The following is a 19,345-nucleotide window of genomic DNA, read 5'->3' on the forward strand; positions in this document are numbered from 1 at the left end:
GGCCGCTCATACGACAGCTTCCTCCAGATAGTCCACGACCCGGTCTATATCCCGGCCGTCTGCTTCATCGACTGCAAACAACCGCCACTCCCCGGGGCTTCTGCCTACCAGAATGGCCGGCTGTCCGGGCTCCAGGGTGCAGCTTGAGGCCAGCTTATCCTCCCAGTCATAGTAGAGCGTGAAGCCGGGAACGGTCTGGCTTGTCTTCTCCTTCACGAATTCATGCGTGATGAAGTGGGGCAGCTGCCCCACTCTTGCAATCAGCGCACAGTCTGCGCTCCCGCCGAACTGCTGCTCCAGCTGTTCCAGCAGCGGCCCGCAGCGGAGGCTGGCCTGCTGATCGCCGATAACGAAGATGCGCGGCTGAATCGAAGCCAGTTCACCGAGCGTAACCTCCTCATCCCGGACGTCCTGCACAGTGAAGACAGACCAGACTTCAGCCTGCACCCCGCGTTCCTGGCTCTGCTCCATAGGGTCCTGCCCCCCGCTTCCCTGTCCTTGCCCTGCCCCCGACTGCCCGGGAAGGTCGAAGTAAGAGAAGCCCAAGGAGGAGGCCACCCGCATCCCGACCGCCCGGGCCATCATCTTCGCCTCTTCCGCTTCTTCAATCGGCTTGCTCCAGGAGCGCTTGCGGATACCCGGCTGGCCGTCATATTCAATCAGGCTGATGCCCGCGCTGGCAATCATCGACAGCTTGATCGCCGTGAAGCAGGGCATCAGCGAGGCCAGCGCCCATTCATGCCCCGGTCCCGCTGCGACAACAATCTGTCCGGCTACCTTGCCCTTGAACGCCTTACCCTTCACTCCGGCTACCCGGTCATAATTGTAGTACTCGAAGTCCAGATCCTCGTCGCTGCACGGCTCGCAGCGGTCGATCCAGTTCTTCCAGACGGCCGGAAGCGAGAGCGCATAGACCGGGGAGGCGAAGACGAATCCGTCCGCCTCCTTCAGCTTGTCGTACAGCTCTGTCAATTGATCCTCCGGGTCCTTCAGCAGGTGGCAGTGCTTGCCGTTCATGCAGTTGCCGCAGCCGTCACAGGGCAGAATGTTGTAATCATTCAGCCGCAGCAGCTCCGTCTGCACCCCCTGCTCCGCTGCGGCTTCAAGCGCAACGGAGAGCAGATATTCGCTGGAGCTGTGATGCTTCTTCATGGACCCGGCAAGCCCGATGATCTTCTTCATCCGGCTGCCTCCTCTAAGTCCAGCTCAGCCGTATCGAAGCCCAGCGCCCGCAGATCGCTAAGTGCGAACATCCGGAAATCTGCCGGGGTACACAGTACATTGGCCTTGGCGACATCCTGCCGTAAGACCTGGGCACTTCCCCGGGCAGCCGCCAGCTCCTCAGACTTCTTACGGATCTCAGGACCAGCCATATCGCGGATGAACTCAGGCTTGCGCCCAATGACCGCGCCCAGGAGACTCTCGCCCTCCGCGCTCCAGACCGCCTTCGCTCCTGGCGCTGACTCGAAGAAGCTTCCCGAAGCGAGCGCCGCGAACAGCTGCTCGAATTCCTTCAGCGCCTCATCCCCGGGCTTTGCCATGGACACGGTCCGGCTGGCCCATTCGGCACAGTAGCCACACTTGTCACAGTCCATCCGGTCGCAGCGCTTCGAGCGGAAGCCCTCCAGGAAGCCTTCCAGACTCTCGTTGTCGATGCTGGCCTGGAAGCTGAACAGCAGGCGGTAGACCTGTCTCATTTTGTCGGACGGTGCGAAATCCTCCTTGATGTTCTTCGAGAAGTTCGGCATTTCGAAGTCGGCCTCCGCCATCCGCGAATTGAGCAGGCTGAGCAGGTTGCCCTGATACTTCCGCCCGGAGTAAGACTGCGCAGTAGCCGCAATCTTCTCCGTGGTCTTCATCCGCTCGGTCAGCTTGAACTTGTGATAGCCCAGCTCTTCATAGATATACATGTCCTCCGGGCGAATCCACTGCGACTTCAGCAGCTCCTCCGGGTGCTGGAGCTTACGCTCCGTACAGCGCAGCATATAATAATCCAGCGCGAAGCCGTCCGTCACATGGTTACACTGCGAGGCGTGGCTCTGAAAATTCGCATGATTATGGCGCATCGGGCAATCCAGCATACAGTCATTGGTCGCAATGAGCTGATAGTCGCAGCGGGTATTCTTGCGCAGGCTCTCCAGGAAGGCGAAGTCACGGTTCCGGCTCTCGGGCAGGGTAATCTCGCTGACGCCTTTTTCCTCGAAATATTGGGCTTGTCTCAGCGTGTTCACATTGGCAAAGGTAGACAGGCTGATCTTCACATCCGGCAGCGCGGTGCGCACCATGTCAATCAGCATCGGGAGCGATACCGTCACATATTCCGGCTGCAGCGTGCCGATCCATTCCAGCAGCTCGCGCAGGCGGTAATGGAAATCCTTCGTCGTCTCCAGGTTATCCAGACAGGTAGCGTTCAGCAGATAATTGAACTTGAACCCGTAGGCATGCAGGAGCTTCACATGCTCCTCCACCCTCGCCCGGTCTATGGTAGGCAGTGCAAAGGTTGGTCTTCCGCCGCCCACCAGATCAGAGGACAGCTTGCCGTAGAAAACATCCACATGCGAATCCTTCAGCAGGATGGGCAACCGGTCATCAAAGTTCGTGCCGACAGACAGCTTCATCCCTTCAGCTCCTCTCCGGCAGCCTCAGCCGGCTTTTGTCCGCGTGCCAGCTTCACACGGCTCTCGAAGGTCTGCTGGTTCGCTTCCGAGAAGAATTCCTTACAGACGTTGTTGCCCCAGACAATACCTCTCGCGGACAGGCGGATCTCATGCTCATCCGTTTCCAGCAGGCCTTTGGCTACCAGCTCATCGATCGTCGTACCGAAGACCTCCTCCGGCTGGAATCCGAACATGCCGGTGAAATCCTTCCGCTTCACGGACAGCATCCGCAGGCCCTTGGCCATCATCCCGTGCATCGCTTCCAGATCATCCGCCTGACTTGCGATGAAGACGGACAGGAACTGCTGCTGGAGCCGGTCGCTGTACTCCTGAATATCCCCCTGGTTGATATACATCAGCTTGTTGACATAACCGAAGGCGGCCGGGCCGTGCGCGAACAGATCCTTCTGCTGGGTATAGTACAAGAGGACATGCCGGTCCTCGAACCCCGGCTTGGCGAAATCCCACACGCTGTACTGGACATAACCCTCTTCCTGCAGCAGCCGTTTGGCTTCCAGGTACATATCCACTTCCAGCTCGACACTGCCGGTTGGCGGAATCTTGCCTTCCTTAATCATTTTGAACAGTGCCGTAAAGGGTACTACACACAGAGAGAATACCGTGATATGGTCGATGCCCAGACGTACCGCCGTACGGACATCCTCCAGCCATTCCTCCATGGTCTGCTCAGGCAGGTTGTACATCAGATCAATGCCGATGTTCCCGAAGCCCGCCTCCTTCGCTTCCTCCAGCACCTCGAAGGCCCGCCGGGAATCATGGCTCATCCGCAGATGCTGCCCCATCTTGTCATTGAAGGTCTGGATACCGATGCTGATCCGGTTCGCCCCCTGGGCACGGATGGCCTGCATTTTCTCCAGCGTCAAGGTTGCCGGACTGCCCTCGAATGAGATCTGTGCATCCGGCGTCACCCGGTAATTCTCCTGGACGCTCTTCAGCATCTCAACCATCCGCCCGGCAGACAGAGCCGAAGGCGTTCCGCCCCCGAACGTCACCGCACTGATCGTGGACTGCGAACCATACGGGGAAGAGGCATAGATGCCAATTTCGGCCTTGACGGCCTCCATGTACTGCTCGACCTGCTTTTCCTGATAGGCCATCTTGTTGAAGGGGCAGAAGATACAGACGGAAGCACAGAAGGGAACATGGACATAGACTGCGCCGACATTATGCGCCGGAGGCTGGTCACCAAGGCCCATTGTTCCGTAAATATCAGCCGGGGTAACCTCGGTCACAGGATTGGGATAGTGGGACACACAGATTGGATCTCTATGGGGATAGACGTTGTAGAAGGATTCGTTGGTTGTGGTCTTAACTGCCATGATGAACACCCCGCTTGGCTTCCACAGCCGACAATGCCGCAGCGAGACCGGAGGAGACAGCCTCAATCCCTGCCACCGGCAGACAATTCATCACAGTCTCTGTCACTTCCTCCGCACTCGCACCCAGCTCATAAGCCTTCAGTGCATGCAGCCGGATGCCGTAGGTAGAACGGTCTGTAACTACGCAAGCCAGCCGGATCAATTCCCGCACCTTAGGCTCAAGCGTCCCCGTATCCTCAATCGACTTGCACATGCTATCAAAAGCGGCCCCTACCTGCGGATTAACTCTCATCAACATATCGCTCATCAGCTATACCCTCCTTATGATTGAACCGATTGTACCGATTGCACCGGGCGTCCCTTGGCCAGCTTCATCCGGTGCTGCAGCCCGTAATCCGCATATTTCGCGGAGAAAAATTGCTTACTCACATTGTTGCCCCATATAATGCCGTCCTCAGTCAGCCGAATCCCTTCCGCATCCTGAATCAGCAGCCCGTCCTGCACCAGACGCTCTATCGTCTCCGGGAACAGCTGCTCCGGCTCCTGCCCGAACATCTTCACGAACCCGGCACGGTTCACGGACAGCATCCGCAGCCCCTTGGCCATGGCCCCGTGCGCCAGCTCCCGCTCGTCGGCCTTCTCCCCGCAATTGACCGGCAGCAGCCCATCCTGCACGCGGGTCATATATTCATTCAGATTGCCGCTGTTGATATACATGTAGCCGTTGATGATGCCAAAAGCAGCCGCGCCAATGCCGATCATATGCGCCTGCTCCGAGAAGTACAGGGTGGCGTGCCGGTCCGTCTTGCCCGGCTTGGCGAAATCTATGACGCTGTATTGCTCATACCCGGCTTCCAGCAGCATCTCCTTGGCGATGGTATACAGCTCAATCTCCCGGTAGACATCCCCGATGCCCGGTATCTTCCCGTCCGCTATACGCGAGGCGATCTGCGTATGCGGCACCACACAGAAGGAAATCACACAGATATGGTCAATCTCCTGCTCGATGGAGGTGAGGATATCCGCCCGCCATTGATCCAGCGTCTGACCCGGCAGATTGTACATCAGATCAATGCCGACATTCTCAATACCGCTGTTACGCGCATTCTTCACTAATGCGAACGAATCCTCGACACTGTGATACAGTCCCAGTACCTCGGCAAGCTCCTCCTGGAAGGTCTGCACGCCCACGCTGATCCGGTTGAGGCCCTGCAAAGCCAAGGTCTCCAGCTTGTCCGCCGTGAAATTACGGGGGTTGCCTTCGATGAAGATCATGGCCTCCTCTTCCACGCGGAAGGACTGCTTCATGTATTGCAGGAGTCCGGTCAGCTCCTCCGAGGACAGGCAGGAGGGTGTTCCGCCGCCCAGATTAATGGAGGAGACCGTAACACTGCTGCCAAACGGCGTAGCTGCATAGCTGTCCATCTCCTGCCGGACAGCAGCCAGGTAGCGGTCCACCTGATCCTGCCGCTTCAGATAACGGTTGAAGGGGCAGAACGAGCAGGTCGCATCGCAAAAGGGAATATGCAGATACAGCGCTACCGGCGTATCCTTGGTATTCACCTGTTCCAGCTCCATCAGCGACCGGACCTCAGGCTCTGTGTGCTGTGAGACAGGCACCGGATAATGCGAGACGCAGATCGAATCTCTCTCCTTGAACATTTCAACGTATAGCTTCGCATTATTCATATGGAGCGGTCTCCCTTCATTTGGATTGCAGCATCCGGCCTGCATATGGAGAATCTCCGGACGGCTCCACCGGGATGCGGCGGATTTCCATAGTCATCTGGTTGCGCATATCCGGGCAAGCCGAGTGTACAATATTGCCCTCCGGGTCCCACGGCAGCTTCGCATCCATGTTCAGCGCCAGCAGCATCGGGAAGACCGCATGAAAGGCCGTTCCGCAGAGATTGCCTGCGTTCAGCGGGGAGACCTTCATGATATCCCCTTCCTTATGTCCTGCCCGGCAATGCCCCTTAACGCCCGTAACCTTAAGCTCAAACTCATAATTCATCCCTAATTCCTCCTCATCTAATATGTGATTCGTTTCACTTGCACTGAAATGCGCTACCCGATAATCGCTACTGCCCGTACCCAGGACGCACCGGCCTGCCTGATCTTGATCGGAAAGCAAGCCACCTTGAACCCGTACGGTACCGGAATCTGCTCCAGATTCGCCAGGCGCTCCATGTGGCAATACGTCTGTTCTCTGCCCCAGAAGTGAGCGGGGAACAGATAGGCGTTATCCCCGGTCCGCTTATAATCACTGATCATATGCTTGAACGGACGGTCGAACCCGTAGCTGTCAATGCCCATCAGTCTGATACCTTGGCCGGTCAGGAATGCCGTAGCCTCCCTGCTCATGCCCGGATAATCCGTAAGATACCGGGGGGTTCCCCAGTGCCGGTCCGCACCTGTCCGGATCAGTACAATATCCAGCGGCTTCAGCTGGTAACCGATCCGCTCAAGCGCCTGCTCAATATCCCGCTTCTCAATAGCCTCACCCGCCTGGATATGGGTGAAATCCAGTACCACCCCGTCGCCGAAGCACCACTCCAGCGGCACCTCGTCAATGGATGCTGCCGGCTCTCCCTCACTCCTGGAGCCGAAGTGCAGGGGGGCATCGAAATGGGTTCCGGTATGGGTGGACGCGGTGATCATCTCCATGTTCAGGAACTCTTCGCCCGGAAAGTCCTTCCGGCTCCCGTCGAATTGGCGGGCGAAGCGGTCCGCCCCCTCCTGATGGCCGGTCTGCTCGAACCCGTACGGGGCCAGCTCGCCCGGATTCTGCTCCATCGGCACGCTTAAATCAATGAACTGAACTGCCAAAGTTCTCACCTACTTCATAATTCTGAGTGCGTTGCGTCCCAGGATGTTCTGGACATCCTCCCGCTTGATCTCCTTCACCCCCATCATCAGCTTCATGGGCAGCGGGATCACTACCTTTTGCATGTAATTCAGCACCTCGGCGATGTTCGGGGTAACCGTCCAGTCCGAGCCCCAGAGGATCTTGTGGCTGCCGCAGACCGAGATCATCTTGGCCAGCTCCATGCGGAATACCTTCGGGTTATTGTGAATCAGAATATTGGCTACCGCCGTGATCGTCACATACATATTGTCGTGCCGGCCGACCATGTAATAGCACAGGTCATTCCAGGGATGGCCCATATGCTCAACAATCAGGGTCAGGTCGGGAAAATCCACAGCCACATCATCGAGCAGAATCGGGTAATTATGCTTCATCCGAAAAATACTGCCCGGCGTAATCCCGGTATGCACGCTGACCGGAACGCCCAGCTCGCTGCACCGCTCATACAGCGGATACAGCAAATCCCGGTCATTCAGGACGAAGCCGCCGTAATCATTGGGGTTCAGCTTGAAGCCCTGCATGCCCAGCGTCTTAATGGCATAATCCAGCTCCGCCAGCGCTTCCTTCCCCTTATAGGGATTGACGCTGGCGAAGCCGCGCAGCTTGTCGGGGTGGGCGCGGACCGCCTCGGCGATTTTCTCATTGGACAGCACCTCATAGCCGTAGACATCCTCGAAGCTCAGCTGATGGACCCAGCTCATGGCAATCTGGTTCTCGTCCATACAAGCGAGGTAATCCTCCAGCATATTGTTCTCGTCCACGAAGCCGTTTCCGTCAGCGCCCACCATTTTCTTCAAATATTGCAGGTCATCGAAGCCCTTCTGCTTCTTGTAATCCGGGATGGTCCCGGCTGCGGCCAGACTAAGCTCCCGGCTCTTATTCTCCTTGACGGCGAAATGGGCATGGGTATCTACAATCACAAGCTCACTCTTCACGTTGTCTTCTCACCACTTTGCTTAGAATTGGTATTGCCTAAAAGGGAGGTCAGACCTCTCTGTGCCCAATCTCTGGCCTCGGGGCCAGCGGCGCTGTAGCGAAGACCAGCTCCAGCTCGCCCGGACCCTCATTGACTACCCGGTGCCGCTCACCCCTTCGAGCAATGAACAGGCTATTCTCCCGGATGGCATGCGGAATATCCTCGATGAACGCCGTTCCCCGTCCTCGGACGACATAGACATTCTCTTCGCCGTAATCATGAAGATGCTCCTTGATCTCTTCTCCCGGCTGGAGCAGGACATGGCCCATGATCAGCTGGGTGGACCCGACAGTCGCCGGACTCGCCAGCACGCGCATCTGTCCTCCTCTGGAATGAACCACCGGCACTTCATCCATATGGACCACTGTTCTCGTGTAGACCTGATTCATACTGCACCCCTTATCCCGCAGATTTATATTCGGTGACGCCTGCTTCTTCCTTTTTGCCCAGACTCAGCGAGATCAGAATCGTCAGCACCATCAGCCCGGCGGCCACCAGATAGCTGGGATGCGTTCCAATCCGGCTGTAGAAGAATCCGCCAAGCGTGGACCCCAGCGCAATCCCGACCCCCTGAAGGGTCCGGAAGGTTCCTAAGGCCGCGCCCATCTCCATCGGATTAATCTTAATGACCTTATCCGTAATAATCGTGTTGACCAGGGTAATAATCGGCCCCTCCGTAAGCCCGATCAGGGCATAGCCGAAGGTCAGCAGCCAGGGGTTGAAGTCCAGTGCATACAGCAGCACGAGCGCTCCCACGCAGATCGACTGGGCCCAGATCAGGGGCGCATGTCTGCCTACCTTATCCGAGATCCAGCCGATGAAGACCGCCCCGAACGAGGCTACCGCTTCATACGGAATGAACAGCAAGCTGAGCAGCACCAGGGAGATATCCTGTTCCTTAGCCGCGAACGGCACCAGGAAGGTAGTGAAGACACCCACCATGAAGCACAGGGTTCCCACAATGCCTGCCAGCAGAATTTCGCGGACGCCCAGCCATTTGAAGGAGCTTTTGAAGGCTTGCCCGATGCTCCGGCTTGTATTCTTGACTCCGGTCTCCCGCAGCAGCAGCGTAGTAACCAGCGTGGACAGCAGCAGCAGGGAAGCCAGCACCGCGAAGGAGGTATGCCAGCCGAAATAATTGCTCAGCAGCCCGCTCACCACATACCCCAGCACCGACCCGGCGCCAATCGCCCCGGACACAATACCCATCGCTCTGCCCCGTTCCTCGGGCTTGCACACATCCATCACCACCGCGAAGATCGGCGTGGACACGAACCCTCTGGCGAAGCCGAACAGCAGCCACCCCGCCGTGAACAGCAGCACTCCGTGGGATGCAGCCACCATAAATACAGCCACTGCCGATAATGCCATGGAGGCGATAATAATCTTCTTCCGCCCGTACCGGTCTGCGAACACGCCGGACGGAATGGACAGAAAGGTCATCACCAGCGAGGCAATGCCCGCTATGGTTCCAATCTCACCGGAGGTCATGCCGAGATCACTGCTGATCAGGGGTGCGATCGGGAAGATGCTGACCATAATAGAGAATACAAGCAGAATGTTGATGGCCAAAAGTGTGAATATTTTGTTGTTGCTCATGTGATTCGTCCTCCTCACAGTCATTGACTGCTCTCAATAATGATGAATGCAGCAGCATAATCACCGTGATGACTAATGCTTACGTGGATGCTCTCCTGCTGCTGTATATAAGACTCCAGTCTTCGGCTGCGGACCAGATAGGGCTGGCCGCTGGGAAGGTTGAGGAACTCCAGCTCATTCCAGTCCAGCTCACAGTTCATTCCGGTGCCGAAGGCCTTCAGCAGCGCTTCTTTGGCGGCGAATCTGCCGGCCAGGAACTGTTCCGCATGTCTTTTTTTACAGGCGAACAGTTCCCTTTCTTCCATTGAATAGTACTGCTGGATGAAGAGTTCACCGCACTTGGCCAGCATCTGCTCCACGAAGCTGATACTGACCAGATCCATGCCGATCCCTCTGATCATGCCTTCAAGGCAACGGCTTCGATCACTTGGGCTACAGAATAAGTCTTAAGCACCCTACTCTCAATGAAGATGCCAAACGCCTTCGCAAGTGCTGTAGAGACCAGCGCCAGCTCTGTTGAATCCAGGGCCAAATCGTCATAGAGCCGTGATGATTCGATAATCTCATCCTCAATGCCAATATCCTCAATGATTGCTTTTACCTTCTCGAATACCATTAGATACACCCTTCCTTTAGAGTTAATGGGCCTTACGCATCTTGCTTTACAATTCACGGTTCACAGCTCTTCCTTGTTCACAACCAGTGCCGAAGAGACACCCCCCCTCCCTCTGGACAGAATCAGCGAAGACTCCACAGCGGTCCGGCGGCTGATCCCCGGCACGAAGTTCAAGCCATTGTCCTGAACAGATTCTGCCAGATACGAAAGGCCGGGCAGCTCCCCGTGATTCATAGCCAGCACGCTCAGTGCGACATCGAACGCCCCTGCCGCTCCAATCGTGTTGCCGAAGACGGTCTTTGGGCAGCCCGCCCACTTGGCTTCTGTATTACTGCCGAACACCTCCTGAATGGCCGAGCATTCAATTCCGTCTTCGCGGGCGGAGGCGGCCCCATCCAGCGACAGATAGCCGATTCTCTCCGGCTGCGTCTCCGAATGTCCGATCGCCAGCCGGATCGCCCTGGCACACTGCGCTATACTCTCCTCAGGCGGGGCGGCGGCCTGGCCGTCATTCGTGAAGCCGAAGCCCTGGATGCTCGCCCGTACCCGGCGGGACGCCTCGCGCTTCTGAAGGCTGCGCTCTGATTCGAGGCAGAGGAACGCGGCTCCTTCAGCCAGGGCCAGCCCGCTGCGTCCCTCCACGAACGGCCGGTATGCCGTCTGCGGGCGGTCCGCACTCAGATTCAGCAGCCCCTCCGTGTTATAGAAGGACAGCGCCCACGGATCAAGCGGCGTCTCGGCTCCGCCCACAATCGCCGCATCGATGATCCCGCTGCGGATGGCTCTGGCCGCATACGCAATGGCGAGCAGCCCGCTGCTCCGGTCGGCGATCACCGTCTTGCTGTAGCCCTTGATATCGAAGGCCAGGGACATATGCCCTTGTGCCGCCGCCGGGAACCAGTTGCTCGCCAGATTCGGGTCAATGAAGGGCGCCCCCTCAGTATGGAGGACACGCAGGCCATTGCGCGCACTCTCCCAGCCCCCCGAGTTGTTGCCGACGAAGATGCCGATCCGCTCGCGGCTCATCTGATCCAGCTCCCAGTGCGCATCATCCATGGCATCCTTCGCAGCCAGAATCGACATGACAGAGAAGCGGGAGCATTTCTTGAGCAGACGCTTCGAGATGACCCGCTCCGGCTCCATCCCGCGGACTTGTCCAGCGAAGGGAGGCGCGGTACCAGTCGTACCCTCAAGCTGGAGCGGAGTCATATAATTACGGCCGCTCAGGAGTCCTTCCCAGAAGGCCCCGGCACTATTCCCGCACGGCCCCACCATCCCTACTCCGGTTACGAATACTGTATTCTTCATAGGCTGCACATCCATTGTTCAGTCTGAAGCTTGCCTGCCCGATTGCTGTATTCGTTCGCGGCCAGAATCATCGCGGAGTGAATCCCGGAGAATCCGCTGGCATTGGTCAGAATATGGTACAGGTCGCGCTGGATCGCCTCTTTCGGTACATAATTCAAATCACAGGCCGGGTCCGGCTCGTCCAGGTTGGCGGTTGGCGGGATATAGCCCTCGTTCAAGGCCAGCAGGCAGTGTACAATCTCAATGGCACTCGCTGCCGAGAGCGGATGGCCTACCATCGATTTCGTGGAGCTGATCGGGATGGAGTAGGCGAGCTCTCCGAACGTTCTTTTATAAGCGGCGGTCTCAAAAGCATCATTCTGCGGAGTCGAGCTTCCATGTGCGTTGATATATTGAATGTCCTCCGCTGTCAGGCCCGCGTTGCCGAGCGCCTCGTTCATCGTCAGACTGAGCGCATCCCCGTCCTGCGGCAGATCGGTCATATGAAAAGCGTTATTCGTACTGGCGAATCCGGTCACCTCGCCATAGATCGGTGCCATCCGCCGGAGCGCATGCTCCAGCTCCTCCAGCACCACAACAGCACAGCCTTCGCTGAGAACGAAGCCGCTGCGGTTCTTCTCAAAAGGTCTCGAAGCCCGCTGCGGATCATCGTTGAACTTGGAGGTTAACGCACCGATGGCATCGAAGGAGGAAATAGTCATCGAGCTGACCGGTGCTTCCGCTGCGCCGCAGATCATCACGTCATGTTCCCCGGCTGTAATCGACTCATAGCCATATCCGACAGCATCAATGCCGCCCGTGCAGCCTGTGGACATGACCAGTGCCTCTCCCTGAAGCCCGAACTCATGCGCCACTTCGAAGGCAATATAAGAGAACATGCCCTTGCGGTACAAATCCTCCTGACAGAGTCCATGATCAATCGGCCCCTGCCCGCCCTCCGTCATCCGCAGGAAGGTCTGCTCCGAGAACGGGGTGTCGGCAATCGCATTGGCGATGCAGACCCCGGAACGCTCCCGCAGCTCCTTCGTGAACACAAGCCCCGCATCGGCAACCGCCCTTATCGCAGCGTTGACCGCCAGAATACCCGGCCGCCCCATGCCTGCCCGCTGCGCTTCATCAGCCGTCCGGCCCAAATGCTCGAACTGCGGTATGGTGCCGGTAACGCGGCTTTTGAGCGCCATATGCTCATAGCCCTGCAAGCGGTCATATCCCACCTTGCCCTGCAGGCTGTTCCTCCAGAACTGCTCCGGCGTATTCCCCAGCGGGGTAAGCAGCCCCATGCCAGTGATTACGACTCTTTTTCTTGTCACATTCTCCATGTAAGCCCTCAGCTCCGAACCGTTTGCTTCTCGATATTGTGCTTGATAGCTGCCATCTGTTCCTTGGTCGTGCGGTTCAGATGCGCTTCCACCTGCTCCCCGCTCAGCCCGCTTGCCGGATCTACCTCGAATTCCTGAATCCAGGTCATATACGTCCCTTCGTCCTGCTCCTCATAGAGCCATTCGAGATTCATATGCTTGAACGGCAGCAGCGGCGCAAGGCGTCTGGCCGTAATCCGGAAGTTCGGCCGGTCCAGCCAGCGTTCTGATTCCCATGTGCGTGAAGGGCGGTTCCCCTCGGGATGTGTCGTCAGCTCAAACCGGATGTAGGCCTCCCCTTGCTCCAGCACCCTCGTTTCCTTATATTCCGTGAATAAATCTGTCCAGTGCGCAATATCATTCGTCCGCTCAAATACGGTGATCCGGTCTGCGTGAATCCAGATACTGTTCTGAATCGTTGCCACTCCATATGCCTCCCCATTCGTATTAATGACATCGTAACGCCTAAGCCCGGAAGGAGACATAACCCGGCTGTTAAGCTTGCGTTAATTTACAGTTATTGTTGATTTATGGGAGGATACGGAAGAGTGCAATCTATGTGTTTCCCAGGGCACAAAAAAAAGACCTGACAGAACTCTGTCAGATCAATGGGTTCACCGAATATCCGATCCCCCGGCGAAACAGGATGATGTCGCTTCGTCCGGAGATGATCTCGATTTTGTGCCTCAGCTTGTATACGTACTGCCTTACAATCTCAGGGGATGTATACCTGTCCCACAGCTGGTGCAGAATCTGCTCGGTGGGGATGTACTGGCCTTGGCATTCCAGCAGCAGATCCAGGAGTTCGAATTCTTTACAGGTAAGCTCAATGACGAATTCTCCGACCTTCAGGGATTTGGAGTGTAGATGAAGGGCGATATCCTTGATTTGTCTGGTGCGATGTGTATAAGGGTCCAGTCCTTCGTCGAACCAGCAGCGCAACCGGCTGAACAATTCCTCCTGGAAGCCGTAGCGCTCAAAGCTGCTGATGTAGATATGATTGGAAGGAAAGGGGACAGGGTTGCCGTGAGCGCTGATCTCCTCCACAATGAAGAATATTCTCAGCGTATGCATCTGCTGCAGGTATTGCATCTTATGAATGAATCCCGGGTTGAAGTCAGGGGTGCTAATGATTACACCATCGAGCCGGAGGCCCTCCTTCACAATATCGACCAGCGCATCAAGCTCCTTGAAATGCAATACCTTACAACCGTACACCTGTGCAAAAAAGGAATGAACATTCTTAAACCTGCAATCCTCACAAGGCTCTGTGGAATCTGCACAACACACCAGCGCAACACGCATGAACTTCTCTCCAATCCCATTCTTCTCAAATACTACCGGTTTCACAAAGATTACATTTTCTATAATATAGTATTTTTTGGGATATAAAAGGAAAAATATCATAGCTTCTTACTTGAAAAATGAACAAAAAAGGGCCGCGCATTTTCGCTACGGTCCTCTGTTTTACGGACAACCCTCTATCTGCATTACTTCCCCGCTGTTTCTCCCCCCTCTGCCTGCTTAGCTGCAGGGTAGTCGAAGCGTAGACGAAGCGCTACCAAGGCCGCCAGCATCAAAATCAAACCGGATAGCATATAGACAAAGATAAGCGAGCTTTGCGCCACCAGCATACCAGAAAGTCCTGTCCCGATCAGCGTGCACCCGGTAAAAATTGGAGTGATGAGTCCATTAATCCGTCCGATATATTCAGCCCGAACCAAAGTCAGCATATACGTGCCAATTACAGTCTGCGTCAAAGCCAGGAACAGACCGGTAATCAGCCGCATCCCGCCTGTTAGAATGGGCCAGACCGACCATACTTCAATCATTGTCCCCGCCCCGAGTAAAATCAAACCGGCGAAAACCACCCCTTTGCCCTTAAGGCGACCGGACAGGCTGGCGGCGATTATTGCCCCGATCAGGAGGCCCAAGCCGGACAAGGCGGTAAACCACTGCAAGTCTGCTTCTGCCAATCCCAGCCGCTCCGTAACCAGAAAGATGTCAAGCGGAGCGGTCAGACCGGCTCCCAGAGCAAGGACGCCAAACATCACCATCAACACTTTCAAGTTGGCATGTTCCCGCAGGTAGAGCAGTCCGCCGCGTAAATCGTTGACCACAGCCTGCACTGACAACCTTTCCATGGAGCGCGGTGAATCCGGCAGGAAGAGCAAAAAACAAGCGGAAAGCGCAAAGATTACCAGCAGGCTGCTCAAGGAAACCATAACTCCGAAGGTGTAGTAAACAAAGGTGCCGAGGATGGGGCCCAGAATGATAAACAGCGAGCCGACCATCTGGGTCATCGCCATGGCAGCCGTCAGCTCTTGTTCAGGAACATGGGTTTTAAGCAATTTGGCCGAGGATGGCTGGGAGAACTGCGACACAATCGCGGAGATCATCGTCACAATAAAAACCGCCTGCCAGTATCCCCATGCCACCACAAATAAAATTGGCACAATAGAGAGAAAGCTTAGAACATCGCCCCAGATCATGGTGCGCTTGGGGCGCCAGCGGTCAGCCAGCACACCGCCCACCAGGGAAAATAAGAAAATCGGCGCGTATTCCACCACCGTAAGCAAGGACACAGCCACCGGGTCACCCTGCGTCTGCTGCACCACATAATAGAGCAAAGCCATATTCCGCACCCAAATCCCCACCTGCTGCAGCACATCCGAGGCCATCACCAGCAGGAATACCCGATTTCGCAACAATTCTTTCATCGTATTACCTCCTTTTTCGATAAAACTGACCGTTCGGTTTAATAATTGTCAAATGAAGCGGGCCAGCCCGAGAACTGCGGTTCAACGACTCGAACAGGCTGCGCTTCATTCATTTCTTCTTAATTCCCTCCAATAACAGAGCTACCGCTTCTTGCGTATGCTGGTGCATCCCGTCTTTGGGGAACACTTGGGGATACAGCGTCAAGCCGCTTAACATACTGGTGAATAACACAGCCAGCCGGCTAGAGTCCGCCATAGTAAATACCTGCTGCTCCATCCCCTCCCGGAAGATCTCGGTAAATACTTCAATCTGCACCATTGAGATCTCAATCAGCCGCTGATGTATCTCCTGGTAACCCTCCTGCATATTCATGGAGAACTCTTCAGCCACCTTCGTCAGAGGACTCTGGAAGCTGTTCACAAAATGCAAGCTTGCTCCCATTAGTCTGCTTCCAACCTCCGGAAATTGGCGGCGAATCTCAGACCACTCCTCCACCCATTCGCGGTTGATTTTTTCGACCATACTCACAAACAAATCATCTTTGCTGGAAAAATGGTAATAAATGCTGCCCTTGCTGACCCCGGTGTGCTTGACGATATCCTCCATCGAGGTGGCGGCATATCCCTTCTGCACAAAAAGCTCCAACGCCTGGTCTAGGATCATACTCCGCTTTACTGAACCTTTTGGTGTACTCATTTCATCCCTCCTACAAAAAACCGACTGTTCGGTTTAATTATATGGGTTCATATTTGGGAATGTAAGCCTGATTATTATATGGAGTGCGACAGCGGAAAAGAGCATCCCGTCAAAATCCTACGAAGTGCATCCGTCTCGATTTTCTTTCCCAATGATGATTAGTTGCCTTCTTATGCTATAATCGTTGACCAAGAGGGCTGGTTATACGAACTTAAAAAGAAAGGAAGATGTTAAATGGAACATTTCGTTTTGAATAATGGAGTCCAGATGCCGAAGGTGGGTCTGGGTGTGTATAACATCAAAGACAATAATGAAGACGCTCTAGTATGGGCGCTTCAGAACGGGTACCGGCATCTGGATACGGCAGCAGCTTACCGCAACGAGGAGCTGATAGCCAGGGCTATTCAGAAATCGGGTGTACCTCGAAGCGAGCTCTTTATTACCACCAAAGTATGGAGCACTGACCTGGGGCGAAAGACCCGTAAAGCCTTTGAAGCCAGTCTTCAAAAACTCCAAACGGATTATGTTGACCTTTACCTGATCCACTGGCCGGCCAAGCACTATCTAGAAAGCTGGCACATCCTGGAGTCTTTATACAAGGAGGGCAAAATCCGGGCAATTGGGGTATCTAATTTTGAGCAGGAGCATCTGGATAAGGTCATGAAGCAGGGGACGATTGTCCCCGCAGTGAATCAAATTCAGACGAACCCGCTGCTCCAGCAAGGGTCGCTTCATGACTATATGAGCAAGCACGGTATCCAGCATGTCGCGTGGAGCCCTTTTGGACATGGTAACCAGGAGATGCTTACCCACCCTGTGCTCACCGAAATGGCAGAGAGGTATGATAAGACAGCAGCGCAAGTCATCCTGAGGTGGAATCTGGAGCGGGATATCGCTGTGATTCCGAAGTCGGTTACTCCTGCCAGGCTGAAGCAAAATCTGGAGCTGTTTGATTTCTCCCTGTCGGACGAAGAGATGAAGAGAATTGCAGCCCTGGATCAGAATAAAAGAGGATTTACCGATCCGCAAAATAAATTTTACCTGTGGTCCACCCGGTTTATCCCGTTGTCCTAAGTTTTTTCGTATTATTTTCCGGACAACTGCAACCTTTCGCCGCTAATAACCATCTGAGTATATAGAGGTGATGCACAATGAAACCAACGAATCTAACGAAGCACGCAAAAAAAATGAGCATCGCGTGCGGAATCCTGGCTGCCAGTTTATCCTTCGGAGCGTCCGCATTTGCCTTCACGGACCTCAAGGGAAATGCAGCCGAAACCAAGATCAATTCGCTGCATAACGCCGGTGTAATTAACGGAATTACGAATGACCTGTTTGCCCCCAATGCCAAAGTGACGAATGCGCAAGCCGTACAGTTCCTTGTAAAAGGATTGTCGCTTGCACCGAAAGCAGGTACCGACAGCAGTGCTAAGGCCAGCCAGCTCTTTGACAATGTAAAAGATAATGCCTGGTACGCCTCCTCCTTCGCCCTTGCGAAGCAGAGCGGCCTGACGCTGGCAAAGGATATCAACCCGAATGCACCGATGACCCGTGCGGAGTTCGCCCATTTATTGACCCAAGCCTTGCAGAGCAAGGGCAATTTCCCGGTAACTAAGATGTTCTTCATGATTGAGGATGGCGATAAGCTCACTCCAGAGGTGAATTACAGCCTGCAGGTGCTCTTGAACACGAAGGTACTCACGCTGGATAACGGCAAATTCCGCCCGTCCGATGCGATTACCCGCGCTGAAGCCGCTGTCATGATCCATGATGCCGCTGAATTCGCCGACCGGGTGATTACGCCGAACAATCCGGGCAATGAGCCTTCTGAGCCGGAGCCGGTTCCGGCTAACAATTACGTCTCCGATGTAGTCCTGGCCAAAGCCGCTGAAGGCGTCAACAAAGCCACCATCACCGTTGACAATCTGCCTAACCCCGGTTACGGCCTGACGGTAGAGCGTATCGAATTCACCAGTGCCACCAAAGCAGTGATCTTCTTCAAGGTCACCCTGCCTGACCCGGATAAAATGTATCCGCAAGTCATTACCAAAGGCACGGTATCCACTTACCTGCCTGAAGGCTACACCGCCACCGCTGAGCCTGTAATGGATTCACGCTGGCTTGAGCCATCGGCTCCAGCGAAGTAACACGGGCTCTCTTCCGTTCACAAGCCACAGCACAAAGAAAAGCAGTCCCTGCGATAGGGGCTGCTTTTTCTTCTAGTCCAAGCTATTTACTCTGCCGCAGCCTGTTCCGGTAATCCATCGGGCGGCAGCCGTAGGTTTTCTTGAACATCTCCGTGAACCGGTTCACGTTGCTGAAGCCGGTCATGCCGGAGATCTCCATGATCTTCTTATCCGTGGTCTCCAGCAGGCTGACCGCCTCCGAGATCCGGTATTCGTTCAGGAAGTCCATCGGGGACAGATCGAACTGCTTCTTCATGAACCGGCAAAAGTAAGACGGGCTCATGTTGACCTGCTGCGCCATGTCGGAGAGCGTGATCCGCTTGCTGTAGTTCTGCTGGACGTAGGCCAGCGTTTTTTTGGCCAGCATCGAGCTGTTGCCGCCCCGGGACTGCCCGGGCAGTCCTGCCTGCGGATGCTCAGCCGCATACTTTTCCAGCCGGTACAGCACCTCGAACAGCCTGGCCTTAATCAGCATCTCATAGCCGTGCGTCTCCTGCTGATAGAGATCCCGCACCTCCTCCAGCAGTGGAATCAGCCGCAGCTTCTCCTCCAGCTCCCGCCCGATCAGCAGCGGATAACGCCGGTTGTCGAGGAAGAGCGGGAAGATATACTGCTGCTGAATCTGGTCATTCTCCAGGCTCGAGAGGAAATTGAAATGCACCAGCACCGCGCAGAACATAATCTCCTCCTGATCCACCCGGATCGCCGAATGCAGCATATTAGGCTGAATGAAGACCGCCTCTCCGCTCTGGACGACCAGCTTCTCCTGCCCCACATGGAACTTGGCCGTGCCCTTGATCATGAACAGCAGCTCCAGCTCTTCATGCCAGTGGGAATACAGCACCAGATTATTCATGGAAGGTACCTTGGTTACATGCACACTCATGCGGAATTGTCTGCTGCCATGAATAAGCTTTTCCTTCATATCTTGAGATACAGGTTCGCCGATGGAATCGAGCAGTTCAAGACTTTTTTTCACTGAGGTTCCCTCCCTCCCGGCCCACCGGATGCTGCCCGCA

At 55.3% G+C, this 19,345-nt stretch carries 21 protein-coding genes; 2 read left to right on the forward strand and 19 right to left on the reverse strand.

The genetic code is table 11. The features are described 5' to 3' along the window. Window positions 1–6: 6 nt before the first annotated feature. From MKY96_RS22925 to MKY96_RS23010, 18 genes are all read right to left on the reverse strand, one after another. Entirely contained in the window at window positions 7–1,182 is a 1,176-nt protein-coding gene (locus MKY96_RS22925; RefSeq protein ID WP_340943549.1) for a flavodoxin family protein, read from the reverse strand. Then, window positions 1,179–2,618, reverse strand: coding sequence for a U32 family peptidase (locus tag MKY96_RS22930; protein WP_340943551.1), 1,440 nt, complete (start codon window positions 2,616–2,618; stop codon window positions 1,179–1,181). Before MKY96_RS22930 ends, MKY96_RS22925 begins: the two co-directional genes overlap by 4 nt. Beyond that, entirely contained in the window at window positions 2,615–3,997 is a 1,383-nt protein-coding gene (hemW, locus tag MKY96_RS22935; RefSeq protein ID WP_340943553.1) for a radical SAM family heme chaperone HemW, read from the reverse strand. The genes MKY96_RS22930 and hemW (MKY96_RS22935) overlap by 4 nt, the downstream gene beginning before the upstream one ends. After that, window positions 3,987–4,304, reverse strand: coding sequence for a carboxymuconolactone decarboxylase family protein (locus tag MKY96_RS22940; protein ID WP_209878720.1), 318 nt, complete (start codon window positions 4,302–4,304; stop codon window positions 3,987–3,989). The genes hemW (MKY96_RS22935) and MKY96_RS22940 overlap by 11 nt, the downstream gene beginning before the upstream one ends. A 14-nt stretch (window positions 4,305–4,318) precedes the next feature. Then, window positions 4,319–5,686 (reverse strand): radical SAM family heme chaperone HemW, encoded by a 1,368-nt coding sequence (gene hemW, locus MKY96_RS22945; protein WP_340943555.1) that lies wholly within the window; start codon window positions 5,684–5,686, stop codon window positions 4,319–4,321. A 16-nt stretch (window positions 5,687–5,702) separates the two neighbouring features. Next, window positions 5,703–6,011, reverse strand: a complete 309-nt coding sequence (locus tag MKY96_RS22950; RefSeq protein WP_339254113.1) for a TIGR04076 family protein — start codon at window positions 6,009–6,011, stop codon at window positions 5,703–5,705. A gap of 53 nt (window positions 6,012–6,064) precedes the next feature. Next, on the reverse strand, window positions 6,065–6,835 hold the full coding sequence (locus tag MKY96_RS22955; protein WP_340943559.1) for a cyclase family protein: 771 nt from the start codon (window positions 6,833–6,835) through the stop codon (window positions 6,065–6,067). After that, window positions 6,836–7,801, reverse strand: a complete 966-nt coding sequence (locus MKY96_RS22960; protein WP_340943561.1) for an amidohydrolase family protein — start codon at window positions 7,799–7,801, stop codon at window positions 6,836–6,838. A gap of 49 nt (window positions 7,802–7,850) precedes the next feature. Beyond that, window positions 7,851–8,231: a cupin domain-containing protein gene (locus MKY96_RS22965; RefSeq protein ID WP_340943563.1), complete on the reverse strand. Its 381-nt coding sequence runs from the start codon at window positions 8,229–8,231 to the stop codon at window positions 7,851–7,853. A gap of 10 nt (window positions 8,232–8,241) precedes the next feature. Next, window positions 8,242–9,441, reverse strand: a complete 1,200-nt coding sequence (locus MKY96_RS22970; protein WP_340943565.1) for an MFS transporter — start codon at window positions 9,439–9,441, stop codon at window positions 8,242–8,244. 20 nt (window positions 9,442–9,461) lie between these two features. Beyond that, a complete protein-coding gene (gene acpS / locus MKY96_RS22975; RefSeq protein WP_340943567.1) occupies window positions 9,462–9,842 on the reverse strand; it encodes a holo-ACP synthase in 381 nt (126 codons plus the stop codon). After that, window positions 9,839–10,057: a phosphopantetheine-binding protein gene (locus tag MKY96_RS22980; RefSeq protein WP_036723283.1), complete on the reverse strand. Its 219-nt coding sequence runs from the start codon at window positions 10,055–10,057 to the stop codon at window positions 9,839–9,841. The genes acpS and MKY96_RS22980 overlap by 4 nt, the downstream gene beginning before the upstream one ends. Window positions 10,058–10,117: 60 nt before the next feature. Then, the gene (locus MKY96_RS22985) at window positions 10,118–11,365 is read right to left on the reverse strand and encodes a beta-ketoacyl-[acyl-carrier-protein] synthase family protein (RefSeq protein WP_340943569.1); all 1,248 of its coding nucleotides are present in this window, start codon (window positions 11,363–11,365) and stop codon (window positions 10,118–10,120) included. Then, window positions 11,362–12,675 carry a beta-ketoacyl-[acyl-carrier-protein] synthase family protein gene (locus MKY96_RS22990; RefSeq protein WP_340943572.1) on the reverse strand — a complete coding sequence of 438 codons (1,314 nt, stop codon included), beginning with the start codon at window positions 12,673–12,675 and terminating at the stop codon, window positions 11,362–11,364. Before MKY96_RS22990 ends, MKY96_RS22985 begins: the two co-directional genes overlap by 4 nt. 17 nt (window positions 12,676–12,692) lie before the next feature. Continuing rightward, window positions 12,693–13,148 carry an SRPBCC family protein gene (locus MKY96_RS22995; protein WP_340943575.1) on the reverse strand — a complete coding sequence of 152 codons (456 nt, stop codon included), beginning with the start codon at window positions 13,146–13,148 and terminating at the stop codon, window positions 12,693–12,695. A 175-nt stretch (window positions 13,149–13,323) separates the two neighbouring features. After that, a complete protein-coding gene (locus MKY96_RS23000) occupies window positions 13,324–14,073 on the reverse strand; it encodes a winged helix-turn-helix domain-containing protein (protein ID WP_340943578.1) in 750 nt (249 codons plus the stop codon). A 140-nt stretch (window positions 14,074–14,213) separates the two neighbouring features. Next, a complete protein-coding gene (locus MKY96_RS23005; protein ID WP_340943580.1) occupies window positions 14,214–15,443 on the reverse strand; it encodes an MFS transporter in 1,230 nt (409 codons plus the stop codon). A gap of 109 nt (window positions 15,444–15,552) precedes the next feature. After that, window positions 15,553–16,140 (reverse strand): TetR/AcrR family transcriptional regulator, encoded by a 588-nt coding sequence (locus MKY96_RS23010; RefSeq protein WP_076079584.1) that lies wholly within the window; start codon window positions 16,138–16,140, stop codon window positions 15,553–15,555. A 234-nt stretch (window positions 16,141–16,374) separates the two neighbouring features. On the opposite strand from MKY96_RS23010, the gene MKY96_RS23015 reads away from it, so the two are divergent. Together MKY96_RS23015 and MKY96_RS23020 are read left to right on the forward strand one after the other, a co-directional pair. Beyond that, window positions 16,375–17,214, forward strand: a complete 840-nt coding sequence (locus MKY96_RS23015; protein ID WP_340943583.1) for an aldo/keto reductase — start codon at window positions 16,375–16,377, stop codon at window positions 17,212–17,214. A gap of 77 nt (window positions 17,215–17,291) precedes the next feature. Further along, window positions 17,292–18,287: an S-layer homology domain-containing protein gene (locus MKY96_RS23020; protein WP_340943585.1), complete on the forward strand. Its 996-nt coding sequence runs from the start codon at window positions 17,292–17,294 to the stop codon at window positions 18,285–18,287. Window positions 18,288–18,369: 82 nt separating this feature from the next. On the opposite strand, the gene MKY96_RS23025 is transcribed toward MKY96_RS23020, so the two are convergent. Next, on the reverse strand, window positions 18,370–19,305 hold the full coding sequence (locus MKY96_RS23025) for an AraC family transcriptional regulator (protein ID WP_340943586.1): 936 nt from the start codon (window positions 19,303–19,305) through the stop codon (window positions 18,370–18,372). Window positions 19,306–19,345 lie beyond the last annotated feature (40 nt).

It is taken from the genome of Paenibacillus sp. FSL R7-0302 (assembly GCF_038006885.1).
GTDB lineage: Bacteria > Bacillota > Bacilli > Paenibacillales > Paenibacillaceae > Paenibacillus_AQ.

What these genes read in the sequence shown, in the direction of transcription:
- MKY96_RS22925 (WP_340943549.1), bottom strand. Translation starts at nt 1,182, where the DNA reads ATGAAGAAGATCATCGGGCTTGCCGGGTCCATGAAGAAGCATCACAGC.
- MKY96_RS22930 (WP_340943551.1), bottom strand. Translation starts at nt 2,618, where the DNA reads ATGAAGCTGTCTGTCGGCACGAACTTTGATGACCGGTTGCCCATCCTG.
- hemW (WP_340943553.1), bottom strand. Translation starts at nt 3,997, where the DNA reads ATGGCAGTTAAGACCACAACCAACGAATCCTTCTACAACGTCTATCCC.
- MKY96_RS22940 (WP_209878720.1), bottom strand. Translation starts at nt 4,304, where the DNA reads ATGAGCGATATGTTGATGAGAGTTAATCCGCAGGTAGGGGCCGCTTTT.
- hemW (WP_340943555.1), bottom strand. Translation starts at nt 5,686, where the DNA reads ATGAATAATGCGAAGCTATACGTTGAAATGTTCAAGGAGAGAGATTCG.
- MKY96_RS22950 (WP_339254113.1), bottom strand. Translation starts at nt 6,011, where the DNA reads ATGAATTATGAGTTTGAGCTTAAGGTTACGGGCGTTAAGGGGCATTGC.
- MKY96_RS22965 (WP_340943563.1), bottom strand. Translation starts at nt 8,231, where the DNA reads ATGAATCAGGTCTACACGAGAACAGTGGTCCATATGGATGAAGTGCCG.
- MKY96_RS22970 (WP_340943565.1), bottom strand. Translation starts at nt 9,441, where the DNA reads ATGAGCAACAACAAAATATTCACACTTTTGGCCATCAACATTCTGCTT.
- acpS (WP_340943567.1), bottom strand. Translation starts at nt 9,842, where the DNA reads ATGATCAGAGGGATCGGCATGGATCTGGTCAGTATCAGCTTCGTGGAG.
- MKY96_RS22980 (WP_036723283.1), bottom strand. Translation starts at nt 10,057, where the DNA reads ATGGTATTCGAGAAGGTAAAAGCAATCATTGAGGATATTGGCATTGAG.
- MKY96_RS22985 (WP_340943569.1), bottom strand. Translation starts at nt 11,365, where the DNA reads ATGAAGAATACAGTATTCGTAACCGGAGTAGGGATGGTGGGGCCGTGC.
- MKY96_RS23005 (WP_340943580.1), bottom strand. Translation starts at nt 15,443, where the DNA reads ATGAAAGAATTGTTGCGAAATCGGGTATTCCTGCTGGTGATGGCCTCG.
- MKY96_RS23010 (WP_076079584.1), bottom strand. Translation starts at nt 16,140, where the DNA reads ATGAGTACACCAAAAGGTTCAGTAAAGCGGAGTATGATCCTAGACCAG.
- MKY96_RS23015 (WP_340943583.1), top strand. Translation starts at nt 16,375, where the DNA reads ATGGAACATTTCGTTTTGAATAATGGAGTCCAGATGCCGAAGGTGGGT.
- MKY96_RS23020 (WP_340943585.1), top strand. Translation starts at nt 17,292, where the DNA reads ATGAAACCAACGAATCTAACGAAGCACGCAAAAAAAATGAGCATCGCG.